This window comes from Bremerella alba, assembly GCF_013618625.1.
Classification (GTDB): domain Bacteria; phylum Planctomycetota; class Planctomycetia; order Pirellulales; family Pirellulaceae; genus Bremerella; species Bremerella alba.
Map to the genome: position 1 here is coordinate 421,786 of NZ_JABRWO010000003.1, position 19,619 is coordinate 441,404.

Sequence of the window (19,619 nt, forward strand, 5' to 3'; positions counted from 1 at the left end):
ACCGGCTCCTTGGACTCTCTGCCGGAGGGTTTAAGGCACTGGCCTGGTAGAATGAGGCGGCTTGAGACTTCGGTCTTAAGCCGCTTTTTTTGTTTCTTGATGCAGGAGTTCAGCAAGTGACGACCCGATCCGACGATACCAATCTTCCGGTTATTCTCGTAGGTGCCATGACCAAAGATCGCGTTATTGGTACAGGGAATGGAATGCCTTGGGACATTCCCGAAGAATATCAGACGTTCATCGACAACATTCGTGGGCAAACGGTCATTATGGGACGACGATCCTACGAAGTATTTGGCCCCGATCTCACTAGTGCACAGGCCATTGTTGTTTCGCGAGGAGCACCAGATCTTGGCGTGCCGGTTGTCGACAGCATCGAGAAAGCACTCGAAATGGCTCGCTCCTATGGGGTGAAGATTTTTGTCGCTGGCGGTTCGCAGATCTATGAATTGGCTCTGCCGCATGCGAACTGGATGTATTTGAGTGAAATCAAAGAAGATTTTGATGGAGACAAATACTTCCCTGAATTCAATCGCAGTCAGTGGGAAGTTACCCGCGAAGACGAGCATGCCCAATTCATTTATCGTGAGTGGCAGCGAACTGCTTAAGTGACCGTGTGAAACGCACTTCCTTTGGCGACCAACTCGGGAATACGCCCAAATGCAATTTTGTCTTCCAAGACGTCGCGGTAGGCGTGCGTATTCGCGAAATAAATCGCATTTGCTCCCCAGCGATCGCTGATTTCATCGAGGGCATGGGACAGCCGCTGGGACTGAGAGATCTCGTCGAAGAGATAGCCTGAGACTTCACTGCGCGGCTCTAGTTTGCTCACCGTTACATCGACCTTTTTGAGCCCACGCAAATTCTGCGGCCGCCGACGCCACAGGCGTTCAAACTGATGAAGGATCGATAGCGTATCTTGAACACAAGGCAGATCGATTTTCTCATTGAATAAGGCTCCGCGATCCCCGGATAGAGTAAGTTGGAGGTTGCGAGAACAGTAGCCAGTTTGCCGCAGTCGTCGAGAAAGTTTGCAGAGCAGCAAGACCAAAATGCAATGCGCCCCAGATTCATTTCGTAGGCGAGGGTCCAGCACACGACCGTGGCTCATCGAGTGACGCTGGGTGGGAGGTTCCGGGGCATCAATGCCGTGGAATCCATCCCACCAACGAGCACCAGAAACCGAACCCCAGAGTTGTAGGGCCTGTCGACGATCGAGTTTCCAGAGTTCCTCAATTGTTCTAATGCGTGAGTTGTTGAGTCGCGATACCATGCCTCGTCCTAGCCCAGGCAAGTCCTCCAGTGAGAGATGAGAAAGTCGACCTGGTAATTCTGCTATCGGAAGAACGGTCAAACCGTCCGGCTTTTTCAGATTACTTGCCGTCTTGGCCAGTAATCGCGTGGGAGCAATTCCGATTGAACTAGTCAGCCAGGGACCAAAATCTTGTCGAAGTTGCCGCTTGATGGCGCCGGCAAGCTGAACGGCATGTTCGATTTGCTGGTATCGGCCACACAGCTTGATGGTCCATTCGTCGATGGAGTATACGTGATGGACCTCAGCGCATCGATCGACGCTTTTAAGTAAGTCGTGGTGAATCTCGACATAAACGCTCGGTCGTGCCCTGACCAACTGAATGCGAGGGCAGAGCCGCTTGGCTTCGTGGGCCTTGGTGCCCGTTTGTATGCCACATCGCTTGGCCTCGTAACTGGCCGCGATGATGGAGGTGTAGTCCGAGTCGAGTGGTACCACCCCGATCGCTCGATTTCGCAATTCGGGACGCAAAAACTGCTCGGCAGACGCAAAAAAAGAGTTCATGTCTTGCATCATCCAGTTCACGTGAGTCATCGCGTTCGCCCTTAGGAAGGTTTGCTTTGAGTGGTGTATGAATGTACACTGTTTGTCGTCCTTCGCAAGAGAAACCTTTGGCAGAAGATTGGGACGCCATATAAGCCGAGGCAAAAAGAATCGAACCTTCACGCTTCGATGGTGTCACTTGATCGGTTGTTAACAAAAGAATTCGAATGGGTAGAGCGTTTGGAGAATCGATTGGCAGGCCTGAATTCCTCGCAAATTGCCGAGACAATTGAAGCGAACGACAGCGAGTTCTGTTGCCACTGGGCGCAGTCGTCAGAGGTGGAATTAATCAGGGAGTCCCGCTGGTACCGTCTGATCAGTGAGATCTCGCACCCGTATTTCAATAGCATCTTCGAGGCGAATGTCCCACCGGCCCAACTCTCTGAAGTCGTTGATGAGGCACTGGATCCATTTCGAGAGAGAAAACTGCCAATGGCCTGGTGGGTCGGTCCTAAAACTCGACCGAAAGGACTTGGCCAGTCGCTAATCGCCCATGAATTAGAGCATGTGGCCTGCGAATCAGCGATGGCTATTGAGCCGAACGTTGCCGACTATGAACGTGTCTCTGAGGAAGTTGAGATTCGAGCCGTCACTTCGGCAATCGATCTGCGGACGTGGGTCGAGATCATGACCGGAGTTTATGGTTTGCCGGAGTTCACCCAGGAACCATGGCTCCGAATACTCAAAAAAGCAGGACTTGGTAGCCGGAAAAAGCTTCAGCATTTTCTCGCATTGGTGGATGGAGAAGTTGCTGGAGTCGGGTCAATTTTCTATGGAAGTCAGGCTGCGGGAATCTATAACATCGGAGTGCTTTCCCAGTATCGCGGGCAGGGAGTCGCCTCGACGCTTACGATCTCGTTGCTATCCCTGATTGAAGAACAGGGGTATGAGCTGGCGACGCTCTGTGCTTCACGGAAGGCGGAGTCGCTCTATCGGAAGATCGGTTTCCAAAGGTTCGGTGAACTCAACTGTTATCGTTGGTCACCGGATTAGCGCATACAAAAACACCGCGCGAAGTTTACCTCGTGCGGTGCTTCCGATTCGTCTCGCTGTAGGCGAAGTTGCGATGGGCGTCTTAGACGCGGCGTTCTCGCAGGCGAGTAGCCTTACCAACGCGATCACGAAGGTAATACAGCTTGGCTCGGCGGACGACGCTGCGACGCGTAACTTCCACTTTAGCGATCTGTGGGCTGTGAAGTGGGAACTTCTTTTCAACACCTTCGCCAGCGACAATACGGCGAACGCTGAACATTTCACGGGTACCGCTGCCGCTCTTGGCGATGACGGTGCCGATGAATTTCTGGATACGTTCCTTTTGACCTTCGAGGATCTTGGTGTGGACCTCGACAGTGTCACCGATTTCAAAGAAATCGACGTCCGACTTTTGGTAGGCCGCTTCGACCTTGTTCATCAATTCTTGGCTCATTGCCAGTTTCCTTCTGCTACAGCGATTTAACGTTTATTTTCATGGGCGTCGTCCGAATGCTGGTCCAGCAGGTCGGCTCGTCGCATCTTGGTTTTTTCTAGCGACTGTTGCTTTCTCCAGGCAAGGATCTCTTGGTGATTGCCACCGAGGAGAACCTCCGGAACATTCAGGCCGCGATATTCTCGAGGCCGCGTGTACTGCGGGAACTCGAGAAGACGATTTCCTTCACTGAAAGAATCGTCGACTGCACTTTGCTCGTCACCCAGTACACCAGGGATCAGGCGAATCACCGAATCGATGATCGCCATCGCTGCGACTTCGCCTCCGTTAAGGACGAAGTCTCCCAGCGAAATTTCTTCCGGCTGTAGAAGGTCGATCACGCGTTGATCGAAACCTTCGTAGCGGCCGCAGATCATGGTCAGCCGCTCTTGTTGGGAAAGCTCTTCGACTAGTGGTTGATTAAGCGTTTTCCCTTGTGGGCTTAGCAGAATCAACCGGCCTGGCTTATTACCCCGTGGCTGGATTTGTTCAATCGCCTCGACAACCGGCTGTGCACGGATGACCATTCCAGGTCCACCGCCAAAAGGTCGATCGTCGACTCGATTGTGTTTGTCATTTGCCCAGTCTCGCAGGTTGTGGACATGGGCTTCGACCAATCGTTTGTCGATGGCCTTGTTGAGCAGGCTTTCACCGAGATAGCCGGTGAAGATCTCTGGAAACAACGTGAGGACATCGAACCGCATGGCAAGTCTGCCTGCTTAACCTTCGGCCTTGGGCTGCTCTTCGCCACCTTCGGTGGTTGCTTCAGCCGGTGCTGCCGCAGCTTCACCTTCAGCTGGAGCGGCAACTTCTTCGGTCGGAGCTTCGGCGTTTTCGCCTTCAGGGGCGGCCGGTGCTTCCGGTTCAGGCTCTTTGATTTCAACTTTCGGAGGAACGTAGGCAGTCTTGGTCGCCATGCGAGCCAAGGCTTCTTCGCGAGCTGCCAAGTGGCTGCCGTTGGAACCGTACTTACGGATCAAAACGGCCACTTTAGGTGAAGGCTGAGCACCGACGCCAAGCCAGTAGTCGACGCGTTCGGACTTCATGTTGACCCGGGCGTCTTTTTCTTTGACGAAAGGATCGTAAGTGCCGAGATACTCAATTGCCTTGCCATCTCGCGGAGAGCGAGAATCCATGGCGCAAATACGATAGAACGGACGGTGTGCCCGACCCATCTTTTTCATGCGAATGCGAACTGCCACGTAACGTTACTCCTAAAGTAAATCTTTTGTCTAAACGCGCTCAACGACGAGGTTAACGACGCCGCTTTTTGAGCTTCTTCTTAAGGTTCTTTTGAGTCTTAACGTCCTTCGCAGTCATCCGTTTACCGGTACTCTGCTTGGACTTTTTCATTTTGCCGGTCGGGTCCATGAGCTCGCCACTGCGAAGCTTCCGCATCATGTCCATGGCGCCCCCCATGCCACCACCGGCCATTCCCTTCATCAGCGAGGCCATGCTGTCGAACTGCTTGATCAGTTCGTTGACCTCTTGCGGGGAAACACCAGATCCTTTGGCAATCCGCTGGCGACGGCTGTTGTCGATCAACTTAGGATCGTTGCGTTCGACCGATGTCATCGAGTCGATCATCCCGCCCAGGCGACGCATTTCTTTTTCGTGGTCGCCGCCCTGCAGCATCTTGGTCATCTCGCCCATGCCTGGCATCATACCGAGCATCTTCTGCATTAGGCCTGGACGAGCAATCTGGTTGAGTTGCTTGCGGAAGTCGTCTAGCGTGAACTGGCCTTTTTGAAGCCGTTCCTGCGTCTTCTGGACTTGTTCCTGGTCGAACTCACGCTGGGCCATCTCGAACATCGATTGGATGTCGCCCATTCCGAGGATCCGGCTCGCAAAGCGGTCCGGATGGAAGGGTTCGAGGCCGTCCATGTGCTCGCTGGTACCGATGAATTTAATCGGTACACCGGTGACCTGTTTAACCGACAGCAATGCACCGCCTCGGGCATCGCCATCGAGTTTGGTCATGATGACGCCGTTGAGGTCCAGGGCATTGTTAAACGCCTTGGCACTATTGACCGCGTCTTGTCCGGTCATGCCGTCGACTACCAGGAAGGCCTTGTCAGGATGCACCTTCAGGTCGATCGTTTTGAGCTGTTGCATCAGCTCTTCGTCGATAGCCAGTCGACCGGCCGTGTCGAGAATCACGACATCGATACCATTTTCACGGGCATGCTTGACCGCGTTTTGGCAAACAGCGATCGGGTCGGTAGCACCCGGCTCACTGTAAACGGGCGTGTCGACGCTCTTACCGACGATATGCAGCTGATCGACGGCGGCAGGACGCTGAAGGTCAGCGGCACAAAGTAAGGCTTTTTTGCCATCTTGGCCGATTAATCGCGCTAATTTACCGCACGTGGTTGTCTTACCAGCACCCTGCAAACCGCACATCATCAGCACGGTGACATCTTGTTTCAGGTGCAAGGTCGGGTCAGAGTCGCCGCCCAGCAGTTCGATCAGGGCCTCGTTGACTATACCGACAAGCTGCTGCTCAGGCTTGAGCGACTTGAGTACGTCTTGGCCAACGGCCTTGTCGGAGATGTCCTGCATGAAAGCCTTGACGACGTCATAACTTACGTCGGCTTCGAGCAGGGCGTTTTCGACCAGTTTCAGGCCCTCTCGCATGTTCGATTCGGTCAGACGGCCCTGTCCGCGCAGCGTCTTAAACGCTGATTGTAAGCCGTCTTGTAGCGATTCCAACATCGGAGGATTTGCCTAAGGGTCGATTATCACGTAGCTGGGAGTTCGCTCGGGGGACCGATGTCTTGCCCATTTCAAGGACAAAACAATCCCATGGCCCGCTCCCGAGAGATGGGTCGAAACGCGTATTCTAGCGAACCCCACGGCAGGTTGGCAATTGGTAAAGCGGGACAGGGAAAAGGTTTTTCGGTAGGTGGTGTTCCCTTGATGGGTGGTGAGTAGTGCTATGCATAGCTACGAGTCGTCGTCTGTGCCTAGGATGTCGTCATCATCCCAATCATCGACAAGTTCTCCCCGACGAAGCTCTCGCAACTTTTCTATGGCATGGCGATTGCCACCCTCTGCCATTTTCTTCATGAGCGTAGCCATACTCTCGAATTGTTTGATCAGATCGGTAGCTTCTCGCGGAGAGACTCCCGTGCCTTTGGCAATTTGCAGCCGTCGGCCGAGGTCGATCGACTTGGGATCGCTGCGTTCGACTGGGGTCATTGCGTCAATCATTCCGCCCAGGCGGCACATTTCTCTTTGGTGTTCGCCACTTTGTAGCGTCTTAGTCATCTCGCCCATTCCGAGCGTGAGCCCCAGCATCCTCTTCAGAAGGCTTGGGCGAGTAATCTGTTCAAGCTGTTTTCTGAAATCGTCCAGCGTAAAAGAGTGAGCCATGTAGCTATCTTACTTCTGAATCGCACCTGGCAAAGCTTCGGGCCGTTTCTTCGCAGGCATCGGTTTAAGCCCTTTGATTTGCAGCGTGGAAACTTTTTTGGATTCTAAATCCATCACACGAATCAAGTGATTATTCGTATCGGCGATGTACAGTTTCCCGCCTGCATGCGAGATACCGGTTGGTTCGTCGAACTGAGCGGGATCGTCGGCGGTCCCAGGTTCGCTGGTACCAGCGATCGTTGTTACGTTGCCTGTGGTCGCATCGACTGCTTTGATCTTGTTGTTGTAGGTGTCCACTGTATAGATGATGCCGTCGACGTAAGTGACGCCCAGTGCATGCTGCAGTTTGGCTGTCTTGGCAGGGCCATCCACGTCCCCGAAGCTGAACAAGCGACCGTACGGTAAATGCGCTGTTCCGATCACTGTCCGCACGCTTCCTTCAGGGTCGAAGGGTACGGCGCGTATCGAACTTCCTTCGCTGTCGGCAACAAACAGAGACTTACCGTCGGAGGTCAAACCTGAGGGTTGAGCAAAAGACGAGTGGCCTTGCTGGTAAGGAATCGATGGAAGCAAGGGGCCGTCGACGATGTCTTCGCGACCGTTGCCTGCGTAGGGGCCGATTTCCGACTCATCGAGCTTCATTTTCCAGATCTGGTGCGGACCTGCCATGGCGATGTAGAGACTGTCACCATGCGGCCAAAGAGCCCAAGGGCTGTTGATTGGCGTTGTCTTCGGAGTGCCAACGAATCGTTTCGGCAAGCTCGATAAGGTGGCGTCTTCGCCAACGCCAGGCCAGTTGTTTTTGGCCTGTTCACCTACGCCTGCGATCGTTGAAACCTGCTTCTCTTTCAAATCGATTTTGCGAATGAGGTGGTTTTCGGTATCGGCAACATACAAAGTGTCCTGCTTAAGGGCCATGCCTTGCGGGTGATCGAATTGGGCAGATTCGTAGGCACCGTCTGCGGAACCGATCTCTCCGCTGCCAATGACCTCCTGCAATTCTCCATCGAGTGAAGTGATCACGATTCGGTTGTGATTGCTGTCTGAAATGAACAACCGATTCGACTTTTCATCGGCCAAGACTTTCCCTGGAAATCGTAGTTGGGTGGGCTGCTGATCGTAGGCCAGCAGATCGAACTGAATCGGAGTTTCGTCGAGAGAACCATTTTCTCGGTAATAAGGCATCGCTCGATTAAGCACCTCGCGAATATCGTCTGCTTTGAACTCTCCGCGGCGAAGGTAAACAACGTTGCCTTCGGGATCGATCAGGTACATTGTGGGCCAACTACTGACGCTGAAGCTATTCCAGATCTTCATCTCGTCGTCGTTCACAACGGGATGTTCGATCTCGTATCGGAGGATCGCTTCGCTGATGTTTTTGGCCTCTTTTTCAGTGTCAAATTTGGCAGAGTGAACGCCGATCACAACTAACTGGTTGGGGAATTCGTGCTCTAACTTCTTAAGTTCAGGGAGGATATGAATGCAATTGATGCAGCAGTAAGTCCAGAAGTCGAGCAAGACGAACTTGCCTTTGAGCTCTTCGAGCTCCAAAGGCTCTTTGGTGTTCATCCACTCCATGTCCTGCGGAAACTCGGGCGCAGGTATGCGTGCGCGGAAGGGATGATCGTCTTCTTTGGCATCAGGCGTATCGTCTGCTGCTTTTTCCTTTGCCGCGACCGGTTGCTGTTCTTCGGCCATCGCAAACGGATGGGATGAGGAACTGCCACAACCAACTAGCAGCAAGACAGCAGCAAACATGGCTAGCTTGCGTAAAATGAATTTCGGAGAAAAGTGCAGGTAAGGCATCTATAGGACCTTCCGGATTCGAGGGCAGGATTCCAATAAAATTGGAATGATTTAGGGAGAGAATGGCTGTGTTTATTCTTACAATACTAGTAGTTTACCGGCTCAGGATGTTCCGGGTAGCTCTTTTCACATGATGTCTGGCGTGCATGCATCGACCACTCTGTAGGGGAGTCTGGCGAGCATCTTGAAAAAATTCCTGGGGTGAGCATGGAATTTTGCCGACAATCTATAACGATTATAGCGATTGTTCCGGGTACGTCCGGAAACGATATTGTCGAACGTGCACCGAGGAACGTGCTACCTTTGGTGGAATGGTCTACGTGTGGTGAAGTCGGAGTGACTTGGGCCACATCCTACCCTTATGGACCAAGCCCGCCAAATATCGGAGGATCAAAACGTGTTTCGTAAAGTATGGCTCGCTGTCTGTCTCTTACCACTATTAGCATCCTTCGGCATGGGCCAGGATTGGGCGAACAAGATGTTCAAAGTTCGCTCGCACGATTTCGGTGCCGTGGCTAAAGGGGCCAAAGTTACCTATGAGTTTGAACTTCAAAACATCTATGAAGAAGATGTTCATATCGCCAGTGTTCGTTCCAGCTGCGGCTGCACGAGCCCTTCGATCAAGAACGACACCTTGAAAACGTGGGAAAAAGGGGCGATTGTCGCGAAACTGAACACCGACAGCTTCCTGGGCCATAAAAGTGCGACCGTTACGGTCACAATCGATAAGCCTTTTTATGCGGAAGTTCAGTTGAATGTTTCGACGGACATTCGCGGTGACTTGGTTTTTCAGCCAGGCTCGGTCCAGTTCGGTAACGTCGAACAAGGTGAAAGTGGCGTTGCCAAGATTCACGTGACTCAGGCCGGTCGTAGCGACTGGAAAATCACGGATGTTCGTAGTAACGACGATTTCCTAGGCGTCGAACTAAGTGAAACCAATCGTGGTGGCGGTCGGGTTGGATACGATTTGGTCGTTCGCCTAAAAGATAATGCTCCGGTCGGTTTTATTTCGAGCCAATTGGCATTGATTACCAACGACAAGCGAAGCCCTTCCGTGTCGCTGCCTGTCGAAGGCAAAGTCGAGTCGGCTTTGAACGTCAGCCCGAGCGCTTTGTCGCTAGGTGAGTTGAAGCCCGGCCAAAAGACCGAAGCGAAATTAATCGTGCGAGCCAAGAAGCCGTTTCTTATTACTGGTATCAACTGTGACAGCGAAAGCTTTCAGTTTGCGGCTTTGCCAGAGGAACCCAAGAAGCTTCACTTCCTGCCACTAACGTTTACCGCGGGAAGCGAAGGTGGAACGGTCGTTAAGAAGATAACCATCGAGACCGACCTCGGTGAAGGTATCAGTGGCGAGTCAGTTGCGACCGTCGTGGTGACCGAAGGAAAATCGGAAACCTAGTCGATAACGGTATCTCCAAAAAGTAAAAAACAGGCCCCCGATTCGTGATTGAATCAGGGGCCTGTTTGGTTATGAGTTCTCCGCGGCTACGACAGGTTTCTTCTCCGGCAACGGAGGGAGCGATTCTTCCAAGACACCCTTCACACGCGGCCACATTACGATTGCTTCGAATAACATCCATGCTTGCAGGATGAGCACGCCAACGCCCAAGACTAACAGTAACCATTGCTGTTTAGCCCAATATCCCGTCTCGCTGAAGACGTTGTAGTACATTGCCAAGGCTGGCAAGATGAGCATCGCGATCATCGGCAGGGCAACAAACCAAATCGGTTTGTTACGCCGCCACAAGTAGAACGCGGTGACCATCATGGCAAGTCCTGCAAGCAATTGATTGATTGCTCCAAACAATGGCCAGAGCAGTGTCCCACCTTTGCCGGGTACTGTGTCGGCAAATACGGCGATCGCTAATGCCGAAATCACGGCCACGGCCGTCGCCGCATATTTTCCAGAAAGAGGCCTGGTCACTGGTACCGATACGAACAGTTCCTGCAGGACATATCGTTGAAGTCGCGTGGCCGTGTCGAGGGTCGTGGCTGCGAAATTCGCGACGAGTACCGCAATAATGCTGATGCCGATTTCTAGGGGAATGCCGATCGCAGTGAGGAAGTTCGCTCCTCCTTCGACAAAAGCCGCCACCAAGTTTGGCAGTTTGAAATCACTCCAATTCTTCGTGATAGCGTACCGAGTTTCCCAAGCGGCTTGCCCTGTTAGCGGTACGCCTTCGGCATCGGTCATAGCGGTGTATACGTACGACCCGTCAGGCCCTTTGCTCCCTTCAAAGATGCCCATGCCGACGCCTGCACAGCAAGCAAGGATAACGATAACGGCGAGCCCGCCTTCCAGGAGCATGGCACCGTAGCCGATGTATTGGGCATCAGATTCTTTCTCGACTTGCTTACTCGAGGTTCCGCTACTGACTAGGCAATGAAATCCACTACACGCACCGCAGGCGATCGTAATAAATAGAAACGGAAAGATGGGGGGGGCACCTGCCGGCATCGTCGTCGCCACCGCAGGCGTTGCCTGGGCCAGATCTGCCGCACCGGTCACACTCGCCACAAGAAGTCCCACGAACAGCAGCACTAACGCCACGATCAACTGATGGCTGTTGACATAGTCGCGAGGCTGAAGCAGCAGCCAAACCGGTAACACGGAAGCGGCGAAACAGTAACCCAATAAAATGACGGTCCAGATCATCAAGGCGCTTAGGTAGTGATTTTCTGCAAGAGTAGGTCCCAGAACCTTCGCCAAAATCAACGAAAGATCGATGGGCAGGTAATAGACGCCCACGAGAATCGAAGCGTAGACAATAAACAGAGCAACCAGTGATGGAAGCAGCAGGTGGGCATCTTTTTTACGGGCGTAAATACCCAAGGCAATCGCAATCGGCATGCTGATCCAAACCGGCAATACGGTTTGTGGGTATTCAGCAAAGATGACAGCCACCACTAACCCAAAGATCGCTAGGACGACCATCAACGCGGCGGCAAGCACGATGAGAAACAAATACTTGGCACGCTTGTTAATCATACGGCCAGCGATTTGACCGACAGTTTGCCCTCGGTTGCGAAGTGAGATGATCAAAGCACCCAGATCATGAACGGCTCCCACGAAGATCGAACCGAATACGACCCACAACAGGGCCGGAAGCCAACCCCAGAAAACGGCGATGGCGGGGCCCACAATGGGACCGGTGCCTGCGATGCTGGTGAAATGGTGTCCGAAGACAACTTGACGATCGGTTGGGCAGTAGTCGATATCGTCCCGGAGCTGTTTGCTGGGGACTTCATTGCTATCGTCAAGCTCGAATAGCCGTTTCGATAGCCAGCGCCCATACGTGTTATAGGCAACAATAAAGCCAACGAAAGACAGAACGGCAACAATTAGCGTCGACATAAGCGTAAAATTTGTGTCACGACGTGAGGCATCGTGCATCCAACAGAGGAGCGAACTTGATGGTGGGTGGTACGCAGGGATAGTGAGCTTTCCTGCTTATCTCTATAATGATGAATTCTTTCAGCGACGTGAATAGCTCACAATTCAATTGAGATAAATTTTTTTCGCGGCTTTGCGCTTTCAAAAGGACTAGAACGACCGTGTCGGAAAAGATTGAAAACGTCATTATCGTCGGAAGTGGCCCTGCGGGATGGACTGCCGCCATCTATGCAGCTCGAGCCAATTTGAAGCCGCTTCTCTACGAAGGTGCTGCGCTTCAAGAGCACTACGATCTCGGACGGGGGCCACTCGGCCAGTTGGCAATGACGACGGAAGTAGAGAACTTCCCCGGATTTCCCTCTGGCGACCTGGGCGGTTACTTGGATGACGCCATTGACGATAGCTTGCGTCAGTATATGGCACCGCACCAAAAGCATGGTGTCAGCGGTCCTGAATTGATGGAGCTAATGCGGCAACAAGCCAAGAACTTTGGCACTCGGGTTGTAACCGACGACATCGTAGAAGTTGATTTCAGCGAACAGCCATTCAAACTCAAGCCTCGCGAAGGCGAAGAATGGCTAAAAGCCCGCTCAGTGATTATCGCTACGGGCGCTCGTGCAAATTACCTCGGATTGAAATCGGAAGAAACCTACAAGAACCGGGGCGTTAGTGCCTGTGCCGTATGCGACGGCGCTTTGCCGCGTTTCCGTGAAAAGCCATGCATCGTGGTAGGTGGAGGCGACTCGGCTATTGAAGAAGCCGATTACATGAGCAAGTACAGCTCGGTCGTCTATTTGGTACATCGTCGAGACAAATTCCGGGCTTCCCAGGCCATGGTCGATCGGGTCACGGAAAACAAGAAGGTCGAAGTTGTTTGGAATCACGTCGTGACCGAGGTGCTCGGCGACGATCAAAACGGCGTCACCGGGGCCATGCTGGAAAGCACGGTGGATGATTCCACGAAGAAGCTCGATGCGAGTGGGTTCTTTCTAGCCATCGGTCATACACCCAACACCGACTTTCTGAAGGGGAAGTTGGAAATGAATAACGCGGGCTATCTTAAGTGGACGGTTCCCTTTCGTACCAATACAAGCGTCAACGGCGTCTTTGCTTCCGGGGACGTGGCCGACGACTACTATCGCCAGGCTGTAACAGCAGCAGGAACCGGTTGTATGTCGGCACTGGATGCGGAACGCTGGTTGGCCTCGCAGGGCTTGCATTAAGCTAAAAATGCAACCATCATTAGATGCACTGAGAACCTTGCACGTTCCGTGTGTCAACGAAAAAACGCAGCAAGGGGGACGAAGATCGTTCCCCTTGTTCTATTAGATCCCTCCCCATCATCCCTTATCTACGCCGAATCTAGGCGAAGGATTCGCTATGTCTGAGACCGTAAGCAAAGTCGAAACGGATCGAGAGATTCTCCAGGAAGCACAAGAAAAGGGGCCTGGTGCCACGCTGGGTGCTTGGGTTCGACTTTCAGGACCTGGTTGGTTGCAAAGTGCGATCACCTTGGGTGGTGGCTCTTTGTCCGGCGCGCTCTTCATGGGGATCTTGGGCGGATACAGTTTGCTTTGGCTGCAATTAGTGGCCATCATTTGCGGCGTGGTAATGCTCTCGGCGATTAGCTACGTCACTTTGTCGACCGGCAAGCGGCCATTTCGCCAAATCAATGCGCACATCAACCCTGTGCTTGGCTGGGGGTGGATCGTGGCGACAGTTGCGGCGAATATGATTTTCCTCATGCCGCAGTTCGGGCTCTGCTATGCTGCCCTGAATAAAAATCTGGCCCCTGGTCTCGTTGGCGATGATACGTCAACCAAGGCGATTGTTTCCTTGTTGCTTCTCATCGCTGGCGGCGTACTCGTCTACATGAATTCGCGACCAGGGATCGCGACCAAGATATTCGATATGCTGCTAAAGGGCATGATCGGTGTGATCGTGCTTTGCTTCTTTGGAGTTGTTATTAAGTTGGGCATGTCAGGCGAGGCTTTCACATGGTCAGAAGTCTTCGCTGGTTTTATCCCTGATTTATCCGCAGCAAGTGAACCAACAGGGCAGGTGGCCGAGATTGCGGCCGAGGTAGAAGATCCCTATCGCACCTTTTGGACTGATCGGATCGTCGCTGATCAACGCGCCGCGATGATCGGTGCCGCGGCGACTGCCGTTGGTATTAATATGACCTTCCTGCTGCCCTATTCGATGCTGGCTCGCGGATGGGACAAAACCTTCCGAGGTCTAGCACGATTCGACCTCTCGACCGGGATGGCGATTCCCTACATCTTGGTGACAAGCTGTGTTGTGATTGCCTCGGCGGCGGCGTTTCATGCCAAAGTGGATGCCGACTTTCTCTCGACTTCGCCTGATACGATGGCCAAGAGCCCTATCTACGGTGGTGCCGAGAAGACGTTAGCCGTTCGCGTCCTTGAATTCGACAAGGACAGCTTGGATGTTCCTAAGGAATATCTCGACGAAGCAACCGGAGAAGACGGTAAGGTTAATAATGCCAAGCTCGCTGATCTGCTTCTGGAAGCCAAGTACGAACCGTTGAAGTTGGCGGTGGCTGAACTTCCCGACAACGAGAAACGCCTCTCCGCTTCGCTCGTCAAACGCAGTGAGTTTCTATTGTCCGAATCACTGGCGCCCCTGCTGGGAGGTGGTTTGGCCCGTTGGGTGTTTGGGATCGGAATCTTCGGGATGGGGTTCTCGACGATCATCATCCTAATGATGATCAACGGCTACGCATTTACCGAGATGCTCAACACGAAGCCTAACGGTGTTGCTCATGTGATTGGCTGTTTGGTCGCCGGGCTCTCTGGTGCATCGTGGTTTATCGTGTGGGATGGCCCGGCCAAGACTTGGCTGGCCATTCTGGTTTCCAGTTTTGCGGTGATGTTTTTACCAATCGCTTACGTGACGTTCTTCATGATGATGAATAGCAAGAAAATCCTCGGCGAAAACAAGCCGAAGGGACTGAGCTGGATCATTTGGAACGTGTTGATGGTCATCTCGGTCATCGGAGCGATCGCAGCTGCTGTTGTGTCCATTACCGACAAAGTTACAAACCCTGGTACTCCCTTCGCGCAGAAGGCCGTCGTCTTGACTGTCGTTATTGGGTACCTGATCCTATTCGTAGGCGGATTCTTCCTCCGCACCGGCAAGGACGACGATGAGCCAGTCCAAGCCGAAGCGACCGAAACTGCCTAGAATGGAAACTTCGGCGGCTCTTTCTGTCGTTTTGAAAGAGCCGCCGCTTCAGGCAAATAAACAACAGGGACGGTGCGATGGAAAAGAGAACGGTCTTACAGGCACGTCGTGCAGATTCGATTGGACAGCAGGTTTGCCTTGAGGGGTGGGTGCGTACGCGACGTGACTCCAAAGGTGGCTTTAGCTTTATTGAACTGAACGACGGTAGCTGCCTGGCGAATATTCAGGTCGTCGCCGACAACCAGTTGTCTAATTACGAAAACGAAGTGAAGCACCTGACGCCTGGTTGTTCGATACGCGTTGTCGGCGAAATCAAGGAATCTCAAGGGAAGGGACAAGCCACCGAAGTACAGGCCAGCGAAGTCTTTCTTTTCGGTACCGCTGATGCAGAGACCTATCCACTGCAGAAGAAGCGTCACACGTTCGAGAAGCTCCGGGAATGGGCCCATCTGCGGACTCGGTCCAACACGTTTGGCAGTGTCTTTCGTGTGCGGAATCGTGTGTCGTATTCGATTCACCAGTTCTTTCAGGAACGTGGCTACCTTTATGTGAACACGCCTGTTATTACCGCTTCCGACTGCGAAGGGGCGGGTGAGATGTTTCGCGTAACGACCTTGGACGTCGATCAGCCTCCAAAGGTCAACGGTAAGGTTGACTTCAGTAAAGACTTCTTTGCGCGTCCGACCTACCTGACGGTGAGTGGCCAGTTGGAAGGCGAGATTTTCGCGACCTCGTTGGGTAAGGTTTACACGTTCGGTCCAACATTCCGTGCTGAAAACTCGAATACTAGTCGCCACTTGGCCGAGTTTTGGATGGTGGAACCGGAGATCGCTTTTGCTGATTTGGAAGAGAATATGGAGGTCGCCGAGGCCTTCCTGAAGCGAATCTTCAGCGATGTGATGAACGACTGTGCCGAAGACATGGCATTCTTCAACGAGCGTATCGCACCCGGGATTCTCGACACGCTGCAAGGCATTGTCGAGAGCGAATTCCTGCGATGCAGTTATACCGACGCCATCGATATTCTGCAGAAATCTGGCCAGGAATTCGAGTATCCCGTTACTTGGGGCATGGACCTACAATCCGAGCACGAGCGATTCCTGACCGAGCAGCACTTCAAGCGACCGGTAATTCTGCACGACTATCCTCGCTCGATTAAACCGTTCTACATGCGTTGTAACGACGATGGGAAAACGGTGCGTGCTATGGACGTCCTTGTGCCACAGGTAGGCGAAATTATCGGCGGAAGCCAGCGAGAAGAACGCCTTGATGTGCTCGAAAGCCGCATGAAAGAGCAGGGGCTCGATGCCGAAGAGTACTGGTGGTACCTGGACTTACGACGATATGGCACGATTCCGCACTCCGGATTTGGACTTGGCCTAGAACGCGTTCTACAGTTTATTACGGGCATGGGGAATATTCGCGATGTGATTCCCTTCCCTCGCACCCCAGGTTGGGCTGAGTTCTAAACTGCCGGTTCACGCACGTCATCTTCCACGAAGGATTCGAGATATGATCCGCCACCTGATGCTTGTCACGCTAAGCGTCCTGGGGACGCTTTCATTGGCATCAATTGCCTTGGCCGTTGATCTGAAAGAAGTCAAGAAGGAAGTCGACGAAGGCATGGCAGTACTGCTCGACGTTCGCGAAGAAGTCGAATGGAAGAAGGCCCATCTTAGCAAGGCCGAGCTTATCCCACTTTCGGCAATGGCCACCGACAAACATGCCAGAAAAGCGATCGCGAAATATAAGAAAGATCCTGATCTGAAGATTTACGCGTATTCCAATACGGGGCGTCGCGCGATTTTGGCGTCTGAAATGTTCGAACGCGTGGACGCCAAAGTCATACCGATCACCAAGACGTATCAAGACCTGCTCGACGCTGGCTTCAAAGAAACCAAAGCTACCGATCCCCAGTTTGATCCGCCGATTGATATGAATTAAGTGCGGAACTGGAAGTAGAACAGCAAACCAGCAATCGTTTTGCCGTCGGCGATACGTCCGTCTTGGATCATGGTCTTGGCTTCGTTCAGCGTTACGACGTGATTCTCGATCTCTTCCCCTTCTTCCCGAGCCGGCGCGTGCATCGTGAGTCCTGTGGCCAGATAGGTGTACATTCGTTCGTCCATAACGCCTGGCGAAGGATAATAAGTCGATAGCAGTTGGATCTTGTCTGCGCGGTAGCCTGTTTCTTCTTCTAGCTCACGGCCAGCAGTAATTTCCGGAGCTTCGTTCGGTTCAAGCGTTCCGGCAGGTAGCTCTAAAAGCGTTTGCTCGACAGCAATGCGATAGTTCTTGATAAGACAAACGTGGTTGTCATCGACCAGCGGAAGAATGACGGCGGCACCAGGATGACGCATAACATCACGTGGACGTTCACCTTGCCAGACCCGTTCAACGTTGAAACGAACGCCTTTAAAGACCGTTTCATTCTGCGGCATGAGCTATCTCTCCTTTTTTGCTTTTAACTTTACTGGTAGTGGAACGTGAATTGCACTCTCTATTTTGGACGCATTGACAGGGTCGTCAAAGAAGGCAGGCCCCCAAGCTTTTCCTGCCTAACAATCATTCAATGCATTGAATTTGGTAATCTACATGGAGATGCTAGGTATGGAATTGTTATGGGCAGAACTCAACCTTAGCTCAATCTTCTTCAATGATTGGGACAGTTTGGCGCGGACGTTCGTTATTGGAGTCGCCGCTTACATCGCCCTAGTTTTGGGACTTCGAGTTAGCGGCAATCGAACATTATCGAAAATGAATGCGTTTGATTTCGTTGTCACTATCGCCTTGGGTTCGACGTTAGCTACGATTTTGTTGAACAAGCAGACCGCTTTGGCAGAGGGGCTTGTCGCTTTTTCTGTTTTGATAGGGCTCCAATATTTAGTCACCTGGTCAAGTGCCCGGGCTCCCTGGGTGAAGCGAATTGTGACAGGAGAACCTCGCTTGGTGTTTTACGATGGGCAGTTTCTTAAGGAGGAAATGAAGCGATCTCGTATCACCAATGAAGAAGTCCTGTCAGCTATCCGGAGTGCTGGATATGCCGATATCTCGAATGTCGGTGGAGTCATTCTTGAAACCGATGGATCTTGCAGCGTGATTCAGCTCACTGGTGACGTCACCGGTTCCTCCCTGCGAGATGTAAGCACGAAGCAAGCATCACGTGGCGAATTCATCTCGTCGACTTCATAAAGTCTCTTCTCCAAGGACTGGCGTCTCTTGATCTATTACCTGCTCCGCTGCATCAACCGAGATCAAGATGTCCGACTGCTTGCCGAGCGAATAGAGCATCTGAAAGGCAAGGTTACAGATTGCCACGCCAGTCAAAGCCGCGATCAACATGGTGCCTGACACTTGTTCATGAACGAGTGTCCACACGAATTGTCCTATGCAAAGTATCGACACGGCGATCAATGTTGGGGTTCGGCTGATTAGATTCACAACGATTGCTCCGAAAGGGGCCCCCAGTGCGACAATCGGAGCGGCCGCCAACCAATACGAAAAGACTTGCGGATCAATTGCATAGAACTCAGGGCGAGCCTGGGCAAGTACGAGGTTCGATCCGATGCCAACCAGTGAAGTAAACGCCATGAGGACCACAGACGTTGGGATGGCAATTTTCAGGTCAGCACGATAAAGCAGCACAAGGGTTGCGTAGATCATCATATCGATGCCAACGCCTGTGATCGACGAGGCGACGCCGCCCACGAGCCCGATGAAAATGCCAAGGGAAAACTCATGCGGAGACGCTTGATCGGCCACTCCCTGGTTGGAAGTTAGTTCTCTCAACTTCACTAAGTGCAGAATGCCAAAGCTTGCCCAGATCACGCCGAAGATCAGCTTGACCCACAAGTCGGGCACAATCGGGGCGATTAAAGCCGCGCCTAAAGGTGTTCCAACCAGGGCGCCGACAAACGAAGGTCGGAGGAGTCGCCAATCGACAGGACGATGGGTGGACAGAATATAGATGGCCGCCGAGGTCATTCCGATCGACTGAATCGCTAGGCCGAAGTTTCTGCCGAGGGAGCCAGGTAAGTCAAACAGCAGGACCAGCACCGGAAACGCAACTGTACCACCCCCCATCGGTGTCGAGCCGGCAACATAAGAACCAACAGACATCGTCAATGCAATCGGCCAATGGGATATCACCGTTGGCCAATAATTGCCGAGGGTAACGATGGTTAGCCAAATAAAGTAGAAGACTGTCAGCCAGGCGAGGAATGGCCAGATTCGTGGCCAACTGCGGACAGGAGGAATCCCCATCTAGGTCGAATCCCAGTAAAGGTTAAGCTGCAAACTAATATCCGATATTGAAAATGTCTGAACAACACTTGTCAAGACAAGTGTGAATGAACTCGAGCGTGTGGATCGATTGACAATGGCTAATTGCGGGTCAGACTGGTAGACTCGACTAAGAACGGTCTGTCTTGCGGAGGTGCATTCTTGCCCATCCCATGGCGGTAACCGGTTAGCTGAATCACGCTTGGCGGATGGGGTTCAGCCACCAAGCATGCGCA

Annotated in this window: 18 protein-coding genes; 8 read left to right on the forward strand and 10 right to left on the reverse strand. The window is 52.6% G+C overall.

The window, feature by feature from the left end:
- Positions 1-116: 116 nt before the first annotated feature.
- Complete coding sequence (locus HOV93_RS07410) at positions 117-608, forward strand: dihydrofolate reductase (protein ID WP_207395830.1); 492 nt, start codon at positions 117-119, stop codon at positions 606-608.
- On the opposite strand, the gene HOV93_RS07415 is transcribed toward HOV93_RS07410, so the two are convergent.
- Positions 605-1,846, reverse strand: coding sequence for a Y-family DNA polymerase (locus HOV93_RS07415; RefSeq protein WP_207395831.1), 1,242 nt, complete (start codon positions 1,844-1,846; stop codon positions 605-607). The genes HOV93_RS07410 and HOV93_RS07415 overlap by 4 nt on opposite strands.
- A 201-nt stretch (positions 1,847-2,047) precedes the next feature.
- Here HOV93_RS07415 and HOV93_RS07420 point away from each other — a divergent pair, with 201 nt between their 5' ends.
- Positions 2,048-2,848: a GNAT family N-acetyltransferase gene (locus HOV93_RS07420; protein WP_207395832.1), complete on the forward strand. Its 801-nt coding sequence runs from the start codon at positions 2,048-2,050 to the stop codon at positions 2,846-2,848.
- Positions 2,849-2,930: 82 nt separating this feature from the next.
- Here HOV93_RS07420 and rplS read toward each other — a convergent pair whose 3' ends face one another.
- The 6 genes from rplS to HOV93_RS07450 form a co-directional block, all read right to left on the reverse strand.
- A complete protein-coding gene (gene rplS, locus HOV93_RS07425; protein ID WP_207395833.1) occupies positions 2,931-3,281 on the reverse strand; it encodes a 50S ribosomal protein L19 in 351 nt (116 codons plus the stop codon).
- A 26-nt stretch (positions 3,282-3,307) separates the two neighbouring features.
- Entirely contained in the window at positions 3,308-4,024 is a 717-nt protein-coding gene (trmD, locus tag HOV93_RS07430) for a tRNA (guanosine(37)-N1)-methyltransferase TrmD (protein ID WP_207395834.1), read from the reverse strand.
- 15 nt (positions 4,025-4,039) lie between these two features.
- Positions 4,040-4,522, reverse strand: a complete 483-nt coding sequence (gene rpsP, locus HOV93_RS07435) for a 30S ribosomal protein S16 (protein WP_315853369.1) — start codon at positions 4,520-4,522, stop codon at positions 4,040-4,042.
- Positions 4,523-4,574: 52 nt separating this feature from the next.
- Positions 4,575-6,035 carry a signal recognition particle protein gene (gene ffh, locus HOV93_RS07440; protein WP_207395835.1) on the reverse strand — a complete coding sequence of 487 codons (1,461 nt, stop codon included), beginning with the start codon at positions 6,033-6,035 and terminating at the stop codon, positions 4,575-4,577.
- 231 nt (positions 6,036-6,266) lie between these two features.
- A complete protein-coding gene (locus tag HOV93_RS07445; RefSeq protein WP_207395836.1) occupies positions 6,267-6,695 on the reverse strand; it encodes a hypothetical protein in 429 nt (142 codons plus the stop codon).
- 9 nt (positions 6,696-6,704) lie between these two features.
- On the reverse strand, positions 6,705-8,501 hold the full coding sequence (locus tag HOV93_RS07450) for a thioredoxin-like domain-containing protein (RefSeq protein ID WP_235989921.1): 1,797 nt from the start codon (positions 8,499-8,501) through the stop codon (positions 6,705-6,707).
- A gap of 397 nt (positions 8,502-8,898) precedes the next feature.
- Here HOV93_RS07450 and HOV93_RS07455 point away from each other — a divergent pair, with 397 nt between their 5' ends.
- Positions 8,899-9,900 carry a DUF1573 domain-containing protein gene (locus HOV93_RS07455; protein ID WP_207395837.1) on the forward strand — a complete coding sequence of 334 codons (1,002 nt, stop codon included), beginning with the start codon at positions 8,899-8,901 and terminating at the stop codon, positions 9,898-9,900.
- A 69-nt stretch (positions 9,901-9,969) separates the two neighbouring features.
- Here the strand turns inward: HOV93_RS07455 and HOV93_RS07460 are convergent, their stop codons facing one another.
- Positions 9,970-11,856, reverse strand: a complete 1,887-nt coding sequence (locus tag HOV93_RS07460; protein ID WP_207395838.1) for a carbon starvation CstA family protein — start codon at positions 11,854-11,856, stop codon at positions 9,970-9,972.
- A gap of 200 nt (positions 11,857-12,056) precedes the next feature.
- On the opposite strand from HOV93_RS07460, the gene HOV93_RS07465 reads away from it, so the two are divergent.
- The 4 genes from HOV93_RS07465 (at position 12,057) to HOV93_RS07480 (ending at position 17,046) form a co-directional block, all read left to right on the forward strand.
- Positions 12,057-13,118, forward strand: coding sequence for a thioredoxin-disulfide reductase (locus HOV93_RS07465; protein ID WP_207395839.1), 1,062 nt, complete (start codon positions 12,057-12,059; stop codon positions 13,116-13,118).
- A gap of 157 nt (positions 13,119-13,275) precedes the next feature.
- Complete coding sequence (locus HOV93_RS07470; RefSeq protein ID WP_207395840.1) at positions 13,276-15,102, forward strand: divalent metal cation transporter; 1,827 nt, start codon at positions 13,276-13,278, stop codon at positions 15,100-15,102.
- Between the two features lie 77 nt (positions 15,103-15,179).
- Positions 15,180-16,571, forward strand: a complete 1,392-nt coding sequence (gene asnS / locus HOV93_RS07475) for an asparagine--tRNA ligase (protein WP_207395841.1) — start codon at positions 15,180-15,182, stop codon at positions 16,569-16,571.
- A gap of 43 nt (positions 16,572-16,614) precedes the next feature.
- Positions 16,615-17,046, forward strand: a complete 432-nt coding sequence (locus HOV93_RS07480; protein ID WP_207395842.1) for a rhodanese-like domain-containing protein — start codon at positions 16,615-16,617, stop codon at positions 17,044-17,046.
- Here the strand turns inward: HOV93_RS07480 and HOV93_RS07485 are convergent.
- Positions 17,043-17,543: an NUDIX hydrolase gene (locus tag HOV93_RS07485; protein WP_207395843.1), complete on the reverse strand. Its 501-nt coding sequence runs from the start codon at positions 17,541-17,543 to the stop codon at positions 17,043-17,045. The genes HOV93_RS07480 and HOV93_RS07485 overlap by 4 nt on opposite strands.
- Before the next feature lie 169 nt (positions 17,544-17,712).
- On the opposite strand from HOV93_RS07485, the gene HOV93_RS07490 reads away from it, so the two are divergent.
- On the forward strand, positions 17,713-18,294 hold the full coding sequence (locus HOV93_RS07490) for a DUF421 domain-containing protein (RefSeq protein WP_207395844.1): 582 nt from the start codon (positions 17,713-17,715) through the stop codon (positions 18,292-18,294).
- On the opposite strand, the gene HOV93_RS07495 is transcribed toward HOV93_RS07490, so the two are convergent.
- Positions 18,289-19,365 carry a sulfite exporter TauE/SafE family protein gene (locus HOV93_RS07495; protein WP_207395845.1) on the reverse strand — a complete coding sequence of 359 codons (1,077 nt, stop codon included), beginning with the start codon at positions 19,363-19,365 and terminating at the stop codon, positions 18,289-18,291. The two genes, HOV93_RS07490 and HOV93_RS07495, sit on opposite strands and share 6 nt — an antisense overlap.
- Positions 19,366-19,619: the final 254 nt, after the last annotated feature.

Excerpts from the sequence above, each read along its gene's own strand:
- HOV93_RS07450 (WP_235989921.1), bottom strand. The coding sequence starts at position 8,501 with ATGCCTTACCTGCACTTTTCTCCGAAATTCATTTTACGCAAGCTAGCC.
- HOV93_RS07480 (WP_207395842.1), top strand. The coding sequence starts at position 16,615 with ATGATCCGCCACCTGATGCTTGTCACGCTAAGCGTCCTGGGGACGCTT.
- HOV93_RS07470 (WP_207395840.1), top strand. The coding sequence starts at position 13,276 with ATGTCTGAGACCGTAAGCAAAGTCGAAACGGATCGAGAGATTCTCCAG.
- asnS (WP_207395841.1), top strand. The coding sequence starts at position 15,180 with ATGGAAAAGAGAACGGTCTTACAGGCACGTCGTGCAGATTCGATTGGA.
- rplS (WP_207395833.1), bottom strand. The coding sequence starts at position 3,281 with ATGAGCCAAGAATTGATGAACAAGGTCGAAGCGGCCTACCAAAAGTCG.
- ffh (WP_207395835.1), bottom strand. The coding sequence starts at position 6,035 with ATGTTGGAATCGCTACAAGACGGCTTACAATCAGCGTTTAAGACGCTG.
- HOV93_RS07485 (WP_207395843.1), bottom strand. The coding sequence starts at position 17,543 with ATGCCGCAGAATGAAACGGTCTTTAAAGGCGTTCGTTTCAACGTTGAA.
- HOV93_RS07460 (WP_207395838.1), bottom strand. The coding sequence starts at position 11,856 with ATGTCGACGCTAATTGTTGCCGTTCTGTCTTTCGTTGGCTTTATTGTT.
- trmD (WP_207395834.1), bottom strand. The coding sequence starts at position 4,024 with ATGCGGTTCGATGTCCTCACGTTGTTTCCAGAGATCTTCACCGGCTAT.
- HOV93_RS07415 (WP_207395831.1), bottom strand. The coding sequence starts at position 1,846 with ATGACTCACGTGAACTGGATGATGCAAGACATGAACTCTTTTTTTGCG.
- HOV93_RS07490 (WP_207395844.1), top strand. The coding sequence starts at position 17,713 with ATGGAATTGTTATGGGCAGAACTCAACCTTAGCTCAATCTTCTTCAAT.
- HOV93_RS07445 (WP_207395836.1), bottom strand. The coding sequence starts at position 6,695 with ATGGCTCACTCTTTTACGCTGGACGATTTCAGAAAACAGCTTGAACAG.
- HOV93_RS07495 (WP_207395845.1), bottom strand. The coding sequence starts at position 19,365 with ATGGGGATTCCTCCTGTCCGCAGTTGGCCACGAATCTGGCCATTCCTC.